This window comes from Paraburkholderia ferrariae NBRC 106233 (assembly GCF_000685035.1).
Lineage (GTDB): Bacteria > Pseudomonadota > Gammaproteobacteria > Burkholderiales > Burkholderiaceae > Paraburkholderia > Paraburkholderia ferrariae.
The window spans coordinates 14,492-27,998 of record NZ_BAYB01000046.1; the positions used below are offsets into that span (position 1 = coordinate 14,492).

The following is a 13,507-nucleotide window of genomic DNA, read 5'->3' on the forward strand; positions in this document are numbered from 1 at the left end:
AATCGTGGCGATGCGGACAAACCGTCGATGACCGACAGTTGCCTCTTTAGGTCCTTGGGTAAGTCGGTGTTTCGCTTCAGCGCCTGGGTAGGGGATCCCGGATTTTGTCCACATCCCCTTCGTCGCTGATCAATTGGCCGACGGGAGCCGCTTGCGCGCCTTGACCGTCGTCGGCGTCCCTGGCCGTGAAGTGCTCGCCATCGAAGTGGATGCGCACCTGCGCGTAAAGGATGCTGTCTCGGTTCTGAACCGGCTGGGGCGCAGCACCGGGCCTCCCGATTCCCTATCTTGCAGTGGTCTACAGAATCCGGACACTAAATTAGGCGAGAATGGTCGCCATAAAGAGGGGTCTGATGAGCAAGCAACGACGTACGTTTTCCCGGAGTTCAAACAGCAAGCCGCCTGTCTGGTGCTCGATCAGGGCTATAGCCATATGGAGGCAAGCCGCTCGGTCGGTTTGGCGAGACGGTGCTGCGTCGCTGGGTGCAGCAACTGCAGCTGGAACGCCAGGGCGTCACGCCACAGGGGAAGGCAATCGCCGGCTCAACAGCATATTCAGGAACTCAAGGCGCGTATCGAACGCCTCGAGCGTGAGAAAACCATTTTAAAAAAGCTACCGCGCTCTTGATGTCGGAAGGCATCGAACGTACGAAATAATTGATCAAATTGGCGCAAGCGAGTCGGTCGAACTGATCTGCGCGGTATTCGACGTATCGCGGTCGTGCTACACAGGCGAAGCTGCCGTCGGCGACGTCGTCGAGACCGGGAAGTGCGGCTGGAGTCGCTCCGGGCTGTTGCCGCCCGAGCGGAAAATTCTGCATACCGAAACAACTGACAATCTACGCACCCGGTCAGCCCGGATTACCGGCGTTGTTACTCCGCTCCCCGCACCAATAACGCGGAAAGCAGGCGGCGCAACTCCTTGCATTCCTGCTGAGTCAGGCGTGCCGTGAGAATGCGCTCGACCTCCTCGACATGCGGGCGTAAGGTCACAAGCCGCTTCTTGCCGGTGCTCGTGAGAAACAGCACGTAACTGCGCTTGTCGTCGGGGTCGTCGGCGCGCTCGATCAGGCCGTTGCGCACCATCCGTGCGACGAGATCGGCGACCGTCGAGCGGTCGACATCGAGTTTCTCCCCGAGTTGCCGCTGATTGACGCCGGGCGTCTCCTGCAGGACTTCGAGCGCCGCGTACTGCACGCTCGTGATCTCCGAGGAAACCTCACTGAGCCAGACCGCCGCGTGGCGCTGTTGGGCGCGGCGCACCAGGCTGCCGGTAAATTTTGAGAGCGCGCCGGCGTCTTCAGGTTTATTGGGCAATTTTCAGGTTTCGGGGTGGGTTAAAGCCTGCGGAATATCGGCCGGAAGAAAGCGCTTAGTTCCGCGTAGGCATCCAGCGGAAGAACGTGGGCGACATATTGGTCCGGACGCACCACGACGAGTGCGCCTCGCTCGCGGTTAATGCCGCGCTCGTCGAAGATATCAGTCGTCGCGTTGCTCGTAAATGCCTTTTCGTAGTCGATGAGGCCATAGCGCCCCTTGCGCGGCAGCAGGAGCGGGTGCAGGTCTTCGAGACGGACTTCTCGATGCGGGTTCTGCAATACCGCGCGCAAATCGAAAACGCTGTCCACGTCGGCATCCTCGGGCGTCGTTTGCCGCAGTATGGAATCGGGCGACGTGGCGAGGTATTCGCAGAGCGCATTCAATGCGTGGTGCGACGCGTCTGCGAAAGCGTACAGGCGCCAGCGGCCGTCCGCGCGGGCTGCATGCCCGAGATGGAAGGGCTTCGCGTCCGCGACGCGAACGACCGGCGACGAGTGAAAACGTGTGCCGATCAAGAAACCTTTGGCGAGCGACTGATGCGTCGCTTCGCCGGTGAGCGTGCCAGTCCGATAACGCGTGGCGACGCCCGCCGTATACCGGCCCGCCTGGACAAAGTACGACTGCAGTTCCGCGGGGTCGACGCCGCCCGCATCGGGGCGGCTGGGGTCCTTCGGCGGAGCCGCCATCATCGCCGACCATTCCTTGTCGAAATCGATCAGCTCTTGCGCAATGGGCTGGCGCTCATCCGAATACGTACGCAACAACTCGACGCCACTGCGGCCCTCAAGAACGGCGCCGAGTTTCCAGCCGAGATTGAATCCGTCCTGCATGGAGACGTTCATGCCCTGGCCGGCCTTCGCACTATGTGTATGGCACGCGTCGCCCGCGATGAAAACGCGAGGCTCGCGAGACGTGCCATCTGCCGCGAGGGCGTCGTCGAACCGGTCGGTAAGCCGCTGCCCCACCTCATAGACCGAGAACCACGCGACCTCCTTCACGTCGAGCGAGTAAGGGTGCAGGATTTGCTGCGCTGTCTCGATGATGCGCTCGACCGTGGCCTGTTTGAGGCTGTCGCGATTCTCGGGCGTGACCTCGCCGAGGTCGACGTAGAAGCGCACGAGGTATCCGCCTTCGCGCGGAATGATGAGCAGATTGCCCTTGCTTGCGGACTGAATCGCCGCTTTCAGGCGGATGTCCGGAAAGTCGGTAACGGCAAGCGCGTCCATGACGCCCCACGCATGATTGGCCGCATCGCCGCGCAGCGATTGGCCGATTGCGCTGCGCACGTGGCTGCGAGCGCCGTCACAGCCGACGACATAGCGTGCACGCACGGTCACATTTTCGTCCGGCCGCGTTGGGTCGGTGCGCCGCAACGTGACGCGCACCGGATACTCGCCGCTATCGTCGCGCTGGACATCGACCACTTCGAGACCGTAGTCCGGTTCGAACCGCCGCGCGGAGCGGCGCATCACATCGAGCAAATAGTCCTGTATGCGTGCCTGATTGACGATAACGTGCGGAAATTCCGAGAGACCTGATTCGGTGTCCTGAACACGACCCGTACGACTGATCGCACCGCGGTTTTGTGCATCGGGGCGCCAGAATACGGTCTCGTTGACCCAGTACGCTTCGCTCAGCAGGCGATCGCCGAGACCGAACGCATTGAACATCTCCACAGTACGGCATGCGACGCCATCGGCCTGTCCCATCTGCAACGGACCGCCGCGACGCTCGACGATACGCGTGCTGATCGACGGGAATTGCGACAGTTGGGCCGCGAGCACGAGTCCCGCCGGGCCGCTTCCGGCGATCAGCACGTCGACCGTGTCGGGCATTTCGGCGCAGTGCGTGCTCCCGGCTGCCGGCTCGATCGTCGGGTCGCCAACACGGAAACCGTTCAGATGAAACTGCATGATGTTCTCCTCCGTTCTGGAATCATTCCTTCACGGCGAATATACTCCGTATGCCAACCATTCGGAAGTATCTCGTGCAGTAGTGGATGTTTACCCTGGTTCCGGAGACCGCTTTAACCCGCTGCCTTTTGCGTTTCCTTCGACGCACGTCCCTTTCGTCCAGATTGCAGCTTGCCCTGGGCTTCCGGCGCAGGTTTTGCGCGTTTGGGCGCACGCATCGCGGCGAAAAATCCGCGGGCTCCTCTGGCTAGTCGTCGTCGAATGCCGCGAGCGTAAGACGGTACTCGCTACGGCGCACCAAATTGAACGGGCCGCGACTGTGGATGAACAACGCGAGCGTCAAGCTCCCTGTGCTAACCTGCGCAGAACGCGCGATTGCCCCGCTCGACTGATCCTTCGCCGTGACCCAACTCACGCTACCCGGCATCGAAGTACCCCAGCGGGCTGTGGCCCGGGCGCTGTCGCGTCACGTGTTTTTTGCCGTGATGCCCGATCCGGAAACGGCCGCTCGCGTGGCTCACACCGTTGGCGGCCTGCGTTCTGGACTGCAAATCGAGGCGCCGATGCTGCTCACCGGGCGTCTGCACATTTCGCTGCAGCACCTGAGCGATTTTGCGCGTATGCCCGAGGGCGCCGTCGCCGATGCCTGCGCGGCTGCAGCGACAATCGATATACCGCCCTTCGATGTGAGTTTCGACCGGGTCGTGAGCTTCGAGGGAAGGCAGGGCAATTTTCCGCTGGTGCTCAAAGGAGGCACCGAGCCGGGCGAGTTGACCGCGCTGCAGCAAACGCTTGGGCGTGCGCTCGCAAGGAAAGGTCTGCGCGTATCAAGGCGGCGTTTCACGCCCCACCTCACCTTGCTCTATGAGAAGCGCAGATTCGGCCCGCGCGCGATCGAACCGGTCACCTGGACCGTACACGAGTTCGTCCTGATCGATAGCTGGGTCGGCAAGACGCACTACGACATAAAAGGCCGCTGGTCGCTGAAAGGCTAAGGGTCGCCATCGAAGGCATGCTCATCGCGTATTGCTTCTGGGGCCGGCAGGGCGCGGGGCAGGAGAGCCGCCCCGGCCCCGCGCCGTTCCTCAATGCTTGAGGCAGGTATCGGCGTTCTTCCACGTGCAGGTATCGAGCCCGGTATGGATCACCGGCGGCACCGACTTGCCTTCCGCCAGATCGCGCATGACCATCGCGGCCCGATAGCCCATCTCCTCCGGCCGCTGCCCGACCAGCACATTGACCTTGTGGTCCTTGAGCGCCTGCAACTCCGGTCCGAGCGTGTCGGCCGAAACGATCACGAATTTGCCGCTCTGGATCTTGTCCATGATCGGCGCCACCACCTGCGAATAGGCTTCGGGCGCGAAGAGCGGCCAGCCGCCTTCCAGCACGAAGGCGTCGAGCCCGGTGGGGTTGGCCGTCAGCGTGTCCTGCATCATCTGGTTCGCCTTGGCGGCGTCGTCGTTCACGTAGAGCGGGCAGGCGTTCAGTTCGTGCCAGCCGTTTTCGCCGTCGAGCTTCGCGATGCCTTTCTTGCCCGAGAGCACGTCGCGGGTGCCCTGGGCGCGCTGGTTGATGTTCTCGGCGGCCGGGTTGCCCATCACGAGGCAGATGTTGCCGCCCTTGGGCAGCAGCAGTTTCAGTTGCTGGCCGAGCTTGACGCCCAGCTCGTAGTTGTCGGTGCCGACATAGGTCTTGCGCAGCGAGGCGTCCTTCGGCAGCAGATCGGCGTCGGCGGTGATGACCGGGATCTTCGCGGCGCGGCGGCGCAGGACCTCGGCCACGGCGGGCGCGTTCGAAGGCGAGATCGCCATGGCGGCGACGCCCTTGGTCAGCAGGTCGTCGATGATCTGCACTTCGGCGCTTTCGTCGGCGGCCGTGGCAGGGCCGGTGTAGTAGCAGGTGTAGCCCTGCTTGTTGAGCTCCTTGTTGGCCCGCTCGCAGCCCTGGTGCATGAGGTCGAAGTAAGGGTTGTCCAGACCCTTCACGACGAGCGCCAGCGTCTTGTCGGCTGCGACGGCCGATGAGGCCAGCACGGCGAGCGTGCCGATCGCAGCAAGGTACATCCACGTTTTCTTCATGGCTTTCTCCTGTCTCTCTCTGTGTCTCTCTGTTTAGTGCCGGGTTGGCGGCACCGGTGTCTCCCCAACTGACGTGTGCAGAAAAGTTATGTAGTAATCCAGATGAATCAACCGGGCGCCTGTGTGCGGCGCTTTGCCCTGCCTGTCTTCGGATTGCCCGAAGATTCTGTCACTCTCCCTGCCGCGCGCCGCCCAGCCGGTTGAACAGCACGGCGACGATGATGAAGGTGCCCACGAGCGTGCCTTGCCAGAACGAATCGACGCCGAGCAGGATCAGGCTGTTGCGGATGACCTCGATGAGCGCCGCGCCCACCACGGTGCCGAACGTGCTGCCCACGCCGCCCACGAGGTTGGTGCCGCCGATCACGGTGGCGGCGATCACGCGCAGCTCGTCGCCGGTGCCGAGGCCCGTCGTCACGGCGCCGAGCCAGCCGACCTCGAGCATGGCCGCCACGCCCGCCATGAGGCCGCAAAGCACATACACGGAGCAGATCACGCGCCGCACCGGCACGCCGGTGAGTCTTGCCGCGTCGCGGTTGCCGCCGACCGCGAAGACGTAGCGGCCCCAGCGCGTCCAGCGAAAGGCAAACCAGAAGATCACGGCGAGGACGATCAGAAACCACACCGGATTGGCAATGCCGAAGGTTGCGCCGCCGCCGAGCGCGAGGAGCTTGCTGCCGTCCGGGCCGAAGTCGAAGATCGTGCGGCTGCCGGAGAACACGAGCGCGAGGCTGCGGCCCACGCTCAGCATGCCGAGCGTCACGACGAAGGGCTGCATGTCCAGATACGCGATCAGCAAGCCGTTGACGAGCCCCACGAGCCCCGCAGTGAGCAGCCCCATGCCGATGCCGGCCCAGATCGGGTAGCCCGCGTTCATGACCACCGAAAGCACGATGCCGCTGATGCCGATGGTCGAGCCCACCGAGATGTCGATGCCGCCCGTGACGATCACGGCCATCATGCCGAGCGCGACGATCGCCACGAAGGCGAAGTTGCGCGTGACGTTGAAAAGATTCTGCGAGGTCGCGAAGCTCGTGGTCACGATCGAGAGCAACACGCACGCAACGATGGTGGCAAGCACGACCCAGAACACCTGGCTCGCGGCGAGCCCGGTCCAGAAGGTGTGGGTCTTCAGGGCGGCGGGGTCGTCGAGCAGGGTCGAGAGGGAAGAAGGCCTTTCCGGCGGCTCGTTCAATTGGGTGGCTCCCGTGCGGGGCAGGTTCAGGCGGCGGAAATGGCTCCGGTGATGAGACCCGTCACTTCCTCCGGAGAGGAGGCGCTGGTTTTCTTGTCCGCCACCTTGCGCCCGCGCCGCATGACGACCACGCGGTCGGCCACGTCGAAGACATCGGGCATGCGGTGGCTGATGAGAATGACGGCCACGCCGTGTTCGGACAGGCGCTTGATGAGGTCGAGCACCTGCGCCACCTGGCGCACGCTGATCGCGGCGGTCGGCTCGTCCATGATGACGAGCCGCGCTTCCGAAAGGCGCGTGCGGGCGATGGCCACCGCCTGGCGCTGGCCTCCCGACATCTGCCGGACGAGGTCGCGCGGGCGCGTTTCGGACTTCAGTTCCTTGAAGAGTTCGCCGGCGCGCCGGTACATGGACGCGTGATCGAGGATACGGAACGGCCCGAAGCCGATGCGAGGCTCGCGGCCGAGAAAGACGTTCGCGGCCGCCGTAAGGTTGTCGCAGAGCGCGAGTTCCTGATAGACGACTTCGATGCCTCGCGCGCGCGCATCGACCGGCTTGCCGAAGTGCACCGGTTTGCCGTCGATGAGAATGTCGCCGTGCGAGGGCGGAAAGTTGCCGGCGATGATTTTCGCGAGCGTCGATTTGCCGGCGCCGTTGTCGCCCATGAGGCCCACCACCTGGCCGGGTTCCAGACTCAGCGTCACGTCGGTCAGGGCGTGGATGGCACCGAAGTGCCGGGAAATGCCTCTGAGTTCCAGAAGACTCATGGTCCGACCCGGATGCGCACAAGGCGCAATAGACAGTCTAATTAGCTGATTTTTATATCACAGCGGTGTCGTTTGGCAAGCCTTCAGAGGGTACGTACATTACCTGGCATCGGCTCCGTTGCCGGTGTTTTCTGCGCTGCTGCGGCCCGCGCCCAGCAGGCGCGGGGGCGGCCGGCCCCGCGTGCCGGGCGAAGACGCGGTAAAATCGTCATGCTGTTGTCTGAAAAAGAGATTTTCGTGCTGTTGAAGATTACGCGGGACCGGTGCCGTGCCGCGGCGCCGATTGTCGTCCCGGACCCCCTTGCGCACTGCGCGCCGCCTTTGCTGTCGTGTCGCCGTTCACGCTTCCAGCGGCATCGCGCTCGTCCCCTTGAGTTCGTCGAGGCACACGATCGACTGCACGCTGTTCACGCCCGGCGCGCGCATCAAGGTGTCGAGCAGGAATTCGGAGAGCGCCTTGAGGTCGCGCGCGACCACCTTGAGCACATAGTCGATGTCCCCGGTCACGGAGTAGCACTCCTGCACCTGCGGCAGCGTCGCCACGAGCTCCTTGAATTTCATGAGCTCGCGCATGTGGCCGCGCTCCATCGTCACCTGAATGAAAGCCACTACGCCGAAGCCGAGGCTGCCGGCGTCGAGCCGCGTCTCGTAGCGCCGGATCACGCCGAGTTCCTCGAGCCGCCGGTGCCGCCGCAAGGTCTGCGCGGGGGAGAGCTTGATGGTCTGGGCCAGTTCGAGGTTCGAGGCGCGGCCGTTTTCCTGCAGTGCGGCAAGCAGACGCAGATCGATCGGGTCGAGAGCGGAAATCTGCACTTTTATTTCCTCGCAGTGGTCAAATGCGAAACGGAATTGTATGAATCAGGGTTTGCCAGCGTACCAGATGAAATCATATTTTTCGACTCCGGCGATACACTGGGCACACCCCGGAAGGCTGTCCGCCCCGGGGCGCGTGCCGCCCGGCCCACCGGCGCCGTTCGTTGCGCGCGCAATTTTATTTCGCGGGACCGGCAAGGTGCACGAGCCGGCCTCACGGTAAAGAGAAGACAGGAAGAGACATGGTTTCAAACGATAAAAGTGGTCAGCTCCGGCGCGGTCTAAAGAATCGCCACATCCAGCTGATCGCGCTTGGCGGCGCGATCGGCACAGGCCTGTTCCTCGGCATCGCCCAGACGATCCAGACGGCCGGCCCGGCCGTGCTGCTCGGCTACGGCATTGCGGGCATCATCGCGTTCTTCATCATGCGCCAGTTGGGCGAGATGGTCGTGGACGAGCCGGTTGCCGGTTCGTTCAGCTACTTCGCCGACAAATACTTCGGCCCCTTCGCCGGCTTTCTCTCGGGCTGGAACTACTGGGTGCTGTATATCCTCGTGAGCATGGCGGAGCTTTCCGCCGTCGGCATCTACATGCACTACTGGTGGCCGAACCTGCCCACCTGGGTCTCGGCGCTCGCGTTCTTCGTCATCATCAACGGCATCAATCTCGCGAGCGTCAAGTCGTATGGCGAACTGGAGTTCTGGTTCGCGATCATCAAGGTGCTCGCGATCGTGGGCATGATCGTGTTCGGCGCCTGGCTGCTCGTTTCGGGCCATGCCGGGCCCGACGCCAGCGTCGCCAACCTCTGGCAGCACGGCGGCTTCTTCCCGCACGGCGTGTCCGGTCTCGTGATGGCGATGGCGGTCGTGATGTTCTCGTTCGGCGGGCTCGAACTCGTCGGCATCACCGCGGCGGAAGCGGACGACCCCGCGCACACGATCCCGCGCGCGACCAACCAGGTCATCTACCGCATCCTGATCTTCTACGTGGGCGCGCTCGGCGTGCTGCTCTCGCTCTATCCGTGGCAGAAGGTGGTGACCGGCGGCAGCCCGTTCGTGCTGATTTTCCACGCGATGAACAGCGATATCGTCGCCAACGTGCTGAATCTCGTCGTGCTCACGGCCGCGCTCTCCGTGTACAACAGCGGCGTGTACTGCAACAGCCGCATGCTCTACGGCCTCGCGCAGCAGGGCAATGCGCCGAAGTCGCTGCTCAAGGTGAACCGCCGCGGCATTCCGCTCGTGGCGCTCGGCGTGTCGGCGTTCGCGACGCTGGTGTGCGTGGTGGTCAACTACTTCATGCCGGGCAAGGCGTTCGAGCTGCTGATGGGGCTCGTGGTGTCCGCGCTCATCATCAACTGGGCGATGATCAGCCTCATTCATCTGAAGTTCCGCCGCGACAAGGCGCTGGCCAATCAGCCCGCGTCGTTCAAGAGCCTCGGCTATCCGCTCACGAATTATGTGTGTCTCGCGTTCCTTGCCGGCGTTCTCGTTGTAATGTATCTCACGCCGGACCTGCGCCTTTCCGTGTACCTGATCCCCGTGTGGCTCGGCGTGCTCGGCCTGGCCTACCGGGTGTGGCGGCGCAACACGGCGCCCGCGCTGCAAAGCAGCATTCCGGTGCGCTGAGCGCTTCGCCCCGACGGCCCGTCGGTCCGCATCCCGTGCCGTCGGGCCGTCCGTGCCGTCCATGCCGTCCGCGTGCGTACTGAATTCGTCCTGAACCGTCTAAACCGCAAACATCATGTTCGAACACATCGACGCCTATCCCGGCGACCCGATCCTCTCGCTCAACGAGAACTTCCAGAAGGACCCGCGCCAGAACAAGGTCAATCTGAGCATCGGCATCTATTTCGACGACGACGGCCGCCTGCCGGTCATGCAGGCCGTGCACGCCGCCGAAGCCGCGATGCTCGAAGAGCCGGGCCCGAAGCCGTATCTGCCGATGGCGGGCTTCGCGCAGTACCGGGACGCGGTGCAGGCGCTGGTGTTCGGCGCGGCGTGCCCGTCGCGCGCGGCGGCCCGCATTGCGACCGTGCAGACGCTGGGCGGCTCGGGCGCGCTCAAGGTGGGGGCCGACTTCATCAAGCGCTATTTCCCGACGAGCCAGGTGTGGGTGAGCGACCCGACGTGGGAAAACCATCGCTTCATCTTCGAGCGCGCGGGCTTCACGGTGAACACCTACCCGTACTACGACGAGGCCACGGGCGGCCTGAAGTTCGAGGCCATGCTGTCGGCCATCGACGCGCTGCCGCCAAAGAGCGTCGTGCTGCTGCACGCGTGCTGCCATAACCCGACGGGCGTGGATCTCGACGAGGCCCAGTGGACGCAGCTGATCGACGTGCTGCAAAAGCGCGACCTGCTGCCGTTCGTCGATATGGCGTACCAGGGCTTTGGCGCGGGGCTCGACGCCGATGCGTTCGCCGTGCGCGAGATTGCCCGGCGCGGGGTGCCGGCGCTGGTGGCGAACTCGTTCTCGAAGAACTTTTCGCTCTACGGCGAGCGCTGCGGCGGGCTGCACGTGATCTGCGAAGACGCGGCGGCTGCCGACCGCGTGCTGGGCCAGCTCACGGGCGCGGTGCGCTCGAACTACAGCAATCCGCCGACGCACGGCGCGAAGATCGTCACGCGCGTGCTGAACACGCCGGCGCTGAAGGCTTCGTGGGAGGCCGAGCTGGCGGCCATGTGCAAGCGCATCGCGCGCATGCGCGTGGCGATTCACGACGGCCTGCGCGCGCATGTCAGCGGCGAGGCGCTCGAGCGCTACGTGCGCCAGCGCGGCATGTTCACGTACACGGGGCTTTCCGTGGAGCAGGTCGAAGCGCTGCGCGAAACGCACGGCGTGTACATCCTGCGCTCGGGGCGCATGTGCGTGGCGGGGCTGAACGAGAAGAACGTCGGGGCGGTGGTGGAGGCGATCGCCAAGGTGCTCGCGCAGTAAGCGACGTACCTCGCGCAATACCTCGCATCCGGGGCGCGGGATGTCACCGCGCTCCGGCGCACCCCAAACCCGCCCCTCGTCCAATCGGACGATTCCTGCTTTGCGCAATGCATCCAGCATTCATTCGAGCGGCTGTCAAGCCGTTGGGGCCTGGTAACCTCCACGACAGAAGCGGACGGCCTTCCAGGTCTTACCCTGATAGAATGCGTGGGCCGCAACGTAGTGGATTGCCGATGAAATTGCTTGATGCCCTCGTCGAACAACGGATTGCCGCCGCTGCCAAGCGGGGCGACTTTGCCGATCTGCCGGGCGCCGGATTGCCCCAGGAACTCGACGACGACCTGCTCGTGCCCGAGGAGGTGCGGGTAGCGAACCGCATCCTGAAGAACGCCGGGTTCGTGCCGCCTGCGCTCGAGCAGCTGCGCGCGCTCCGCGACCTCGAAAAAGAGCTTTCCCAGGTGAGTGACAAGGCCGCCCAATGCCGCCTGCGCGCGCGCCTGCTCGCGCTCGACATGGCGCTGGAATCGCTGCGCGGCGGCCCGATGGTGGTGCCGCACGAATACCGCCGCCGCATTGCAGAACGGCTTTGCGAACGCGCGGCCGTCGAAGAGGCCGCCGGCGCGGGGCCGCAGTGAGCGCGCCCGATACCCCCCTCTCGTTTGCAACACCCGCTGCTGCCGCCGAAGGCGTGCCGGTTCCGGCGCCGCCCGGGAACCGGCCAGAAGAAGGCCCGAGGCCCGCGGCAGGCGGGAGCGCCCCGGCCCCGGCTGCGGCGCCCGTTTCCGAACCCGATCCTGTTGCCGAACGCGACCGCCATTTCATGCGCCTCGCGCAGGCCGCCGCCGAAGAGGCGCGCGCCGCCGGCGAGGTACCGGTGGGCGCGGTGCTCGTGCACGGCGACGAGGTGATCGCGACGGGCTTCAACCACCCGATCGGCGCGCACGATCCTTCCGCGCACGCGGAGATGGCGGCGCTGCGCGCAGCCGCGCAGCGGCTGGGAAACTACCGCATGCCCGGCTGCGAACTCTATGTGACCCTGGAACCGTGCCTGATGTGCGCCGGTGCGATCATGCATGCCCGGATTGCGCGCGTGGTGTACGGCGCGCGCGACCCGAAAACGGGCGTCTGCGGCAGCGTGGTGGACGCGTTCGCGAACCCTCGGCTCAATCATCATACGAGTGTGGTGGGCGGCGTACTGGAGACCGAATGCGGCGACGCGCTGCGCGCGTTCTTCGCCGATCGCCGCCGCGCGAGCCGCGAACGCCGGGAAAGGCGCGCGCTGGCGCAAGCGCAGGCGGAATCGGGCGAGACGCAGCCGGCGCAGAACCCGGCCGGCGGCGCGGACGACACCTCATCACCATCGACATGAACACGCATCGCACCATCGAACTGATTGCGCCGTCGGGGTATCCGCAGGACCCGGAGGCGGTCCACCGGGCGCTTGCGCGCCTGCACGCCGAAGGGCATCGCGTGGAAGGCATCCAGGCGACCGAGCGGCGCTACCAGCGCTTTGCGGGCACGGATGGCCAGCGGGCCGCGGAACTCAACCGTCTCGCGGACCCATCGCGCGATTTGCCCGATATCGTACTGGCCGTGCGCGGCGGCTACGGCGCCGTGCGGATCCTCCACGGGCTCGATTACGACGGCCTGCAGCGGCGGCTTGCGGACCAGCCGGTCGCCTTTTGCGGACACAGCGATTTCACGGCCATCCAGCTGGCGCTCTTTGCACGCGCGGGGCTGACCACTTTCGGCGGCCCGATGCTCGTGAGCGACTTCGGCGCCGAGGCGCTGAGCAGCTTCACGATGCATCACTTCTGGGACACGCTCTCGAAGCCCGACTTCACGCTCAAGGTGAACGCGCCGCAGGCGCAGGCCGTGGATGTTTCGGGGACGCTCTGGGGCGGCAATCTCGCCGTGCTGACCTCGCTCATCGGCACGCCGTACCTGCCGCCGGTGCAGGGGGGCATCCTCTTCGTCGAGGACGTCAACGAGCAGCCGTTTCGCATCGAACGGATGATTTACCAGTTGCACCTCTCGGGCATCCTCGCGCAGCAGCAGGCGCTCGTGCTGGGCGACTTTTCGGGCGGCAAGCCCTACGAGTCGGACAACGGCTACGACCTCAAGGAGATGGTGGAGCAGGTGCGCTCGGTGATCGGCATTCCGGTGATCACGGGTCTGCCGTTCGGGCATATTCCGGACATGGTGACGCTGCCCGTCGGCGCGCTCGCGCAACTGCACGCTACGGCGCATGGCTTCGAACTGGCCGTGAGCGGCTATCCGCATCTTGGCTGAACCGAAAACACGGCAAGCGCCTTCGGGCGCTTTTTTTGTATATAGATATGCAACTAACGGCCAATTCAGCACACCGAAGATCGGTGCAAAAGGGAGAGCACAGCCGATAAATTGTTGACAATATTTCGACCCAATGCAGGGCATGCGTTCACCGTAAATGTGCGTCGTTCCCCGTAATAAAGCGGGTCT

12 protein-coding genes and 2 pseudogenes are annotated in these 13,507 nt (G+C 64.5%); 8 read left to right on the forward strand and 6 right to left on the reverse strand.

Annotation, left to right across the window (positions count from 1 at the left end; genetic code table 11):
- Positions 1–112: 112 nt before the first annotated feature.
- Positions 113–282 (forward strand): annotated as a pseudogene (locus tag BFE01S_RS46115) (IS3-like element ISBcen22 family transposase); the annotation flags it as partial.
- Between the two features lie 71 nt (positions 283–353).
- Positions 354–728, forward strand: a pseudogene (locus BFE01S_RS44815) (transposase); the annotation flags it as partial.
- 145 nt (positions 729–873) lie between these two features.
- Here BFE01S_RS44815 and BFE01S_RS33030 read toward each other — a convergent pair.
- Together BFE01S_RS33030 and BFE01S_RS33035 are read right to left on the reverse strand one after the other, a co-directional pair.
- The gene (locus tag BFE01S_RS33030; RefSeq protein ID WP_028229171.1) at positions 874–1,317 is read right to left on the reverse strand and encodes a MarR family winged helix-turn-helix transcriptional regulator; all 444 of its coding nucleotides are present in this window, start codon (positions 1,315–1,317) and stop codon (positions 874–876) included.
- A gap of 20 nt (positions 1,318–1,337) precedes the next feature.
- Positions 1,338–3,233, reverse strand: coding sequence for an FAD-binding monooxygenase (locus tag BFE01S_RS33035; protein ID WP_028229172.1), 1,896 nt, complete (start codon positions 3,231–3,233; stop codon positions 1,338–1,340).
- A gap of 401 nt (positions 3,234–3,634) precedes the next feature.
- Between BFE01S_RS33035 and BFE01S_RS33040 the strand changes: the two genes are divergently transcribed.
- Positions 3,635–4,228, forward strand: coding sequence for a 2'-5' RNA ligase family protein (locus BFE01S_RS33040; protein ID WP_028229173.1), 594 nt, complete (start codon positions 3,635–3,637; stop codon positions 4,226–4,228).
- A gap of 90 nt (positions 4,229–4,318) precedes the next feature.
- On the opposite strand, the gene BFE01S_RS33045 is transcribed toward BFE01S_RS33040, so the two are convergent.
- From BFE01S_RS33045 to BFE01S_RS33060, 4 genes are all read right to left on the reverse strand, one after another.
- Positions 4,319–5,311: a sugar-binding protein gene (locus BFE01S_RS33045; RefSeq protein ID WP_028229174.1), complete on the reverse strand. Its 993-nt coding sequence runs from the start codon at positions 5,309–5,311 to the stop codon at positions 4,319–4,321.
- Positions 5,312–5,480: 169 nt separating this feature from the next.
- Positions 5,481–6,506, reverse strand: a complete 1,026-nt coding sequence (locus BFE01S_RS33050; RefSeq protein WP_042339471.1) for an ABC transporter permease — start codon at positions 6,504–6,506, stop codon at positions 5,481–5,483.
- A gap of 26 nt (positions 6,507–6,532) precedes the next feature.
- Positions 6,533–7,273 (reverse strand): ATP-binding cassette domain-containing protein, encoded by a 741-nt coding sequence (locus BFE01S_RS33055; protein WP_028229176.1) that lies wholly within the window; start codon positions 7,271–7,273, stop codon positions 6,533–6,535.
- A gap of 339 nt (positions 7,274–7,612) precedes the next feature.
- On the reverse strand, positions 7,613–8,086 hold the full coding sequence (locus BFE01S_RS33060) for an Lrp/AsnC family transcriptional regulator (protein WP_028229177.1): 474 nt from the start codon (positions 8,084–8,086) through the stop codon (positions 7,613–7,615).
- A gap of 242 nt (positions 8,087–8,328) precedes the next feature.
- Between BFE01S_RS33060 and BFE01S_RS33065 the strand changes: the two genes are divergently transcribed.
- The 5 genes from BFE01S_RS33065 to ldcA all read left to right on the forward strand — a co-directional run bounded on the left by BFE01S_RS33065 (position 8,329) and on the right by ldcA (position 13,318).
- On the forward strand, positions 8,329–9,714 hold the full coding sequence (locus BFE01S_RS33065; protein WP_028229178.1) for an amino acid permease: 1,386 nt from the start codon (positions 8,329–8,331) through the stop codon (positions 9,712–9,714).
- Between the two features lie 115 nt (positions 9,715–9,829).
- Entirely contained in the window at positions 9,830–11,026 is a 1,197-nt protein-coding gene (locus BFE01S_RS33070; protein WP_028229179.1) for an amino acid aminotransferase, read from the forward strand.
- A 233-nt stretch (positions 11,027–11,259) separates the two neighbouring features.
- Positions 11,260–11,661, forward strand: a complete 402-nt coding sequence (locus tag BFE01S_RS33075) for a DnaJ family domain-containing protein (protein WP_028229180.1) — start codon at positions 11,260–11,262, stop codon at positions 11,659–11,661.
- Between the two features lie 53 nt (positions 11,662–11,714).
- Entirely contained in the window at positions 11,715–12,395 is a 681-nt protein-coding gene (gene tadA / locus BFE01S_RS41190) for a tRNA adenosine(34) deaminase TadA (RefSeq protein ID WP_084170354.1), read from the forward strand.
- Entirely contained in the window at positions 12,392–13,318 is a 927-nt protein-coding gene (gene ldcA, locus BFE01S_RS33085; RefSeq protein WP_028229181.1) for a muramoyltetrapeptide carboxypeptidase, read from the forward strand. The genes tadA and ldcA overlap by 4 nt, the downstream gene beginning before the upstream one ends.
- Positions 13,319–13,507: the final 189 nt, after the last annotated feature.

What these genes read in the sequence shown, in the direction of transcription:
- BFE01S_RS33070 (WP_028229179.1), top strand. Translation starts at nt 9,830, where the DNA reads ATGTTCGAACACATCGACGCCTATCCCGGCGACCCGATCCTCTCGCTC.
- ldcA (WP_028229181.1), top strand. Translation starts at nt 12,392, where the DNA reads ATGAACACGCATCGCACCATCGAACTGATTGCGCCGTCGGGGTATCCG.
- BFE01S_RS33045 (WP_028229174.1), bottom strand. Translation starts at nt 5,311, where the DNA reads ATGAAGAAAACGTGGATGTACCTTGCTGCGATCGGCACGCTCGCCGTG.
- BFE01S_RS33055 (WP_028229176.1), bottom strand. Translation starts at nt 7,273, where the DNA reads ATGAGTCTTCTGGAACTCAGAGGCATTTCCCGGCACTTCGGTGCCATC.
- BFE01S_RS33035 (WP_028229172.1), bottom strand. Translation starts at nt 3,233, where the DNA reads ATGCAGTTTCATCTGAACGGTTTCCGTGTTGGCGACCCGACGATCGAG.
- BFE01S_RS33065 (WP_028229178.1), top strand. Translation starts at nt 8,329, where the DNA reads ATGGTTTCAAACGATAAAAGTGGTCAGCTCCGGCGCGGTCTAAAGAAT.
- BFE01S_RS33075 (WP_028229180.1), top strand. Translation starts at nt 11,260, where the DNA reads ATGAAATTGCTTGATGCCCTCGTCGAACAACGGATTGCCGCCGCTGCC.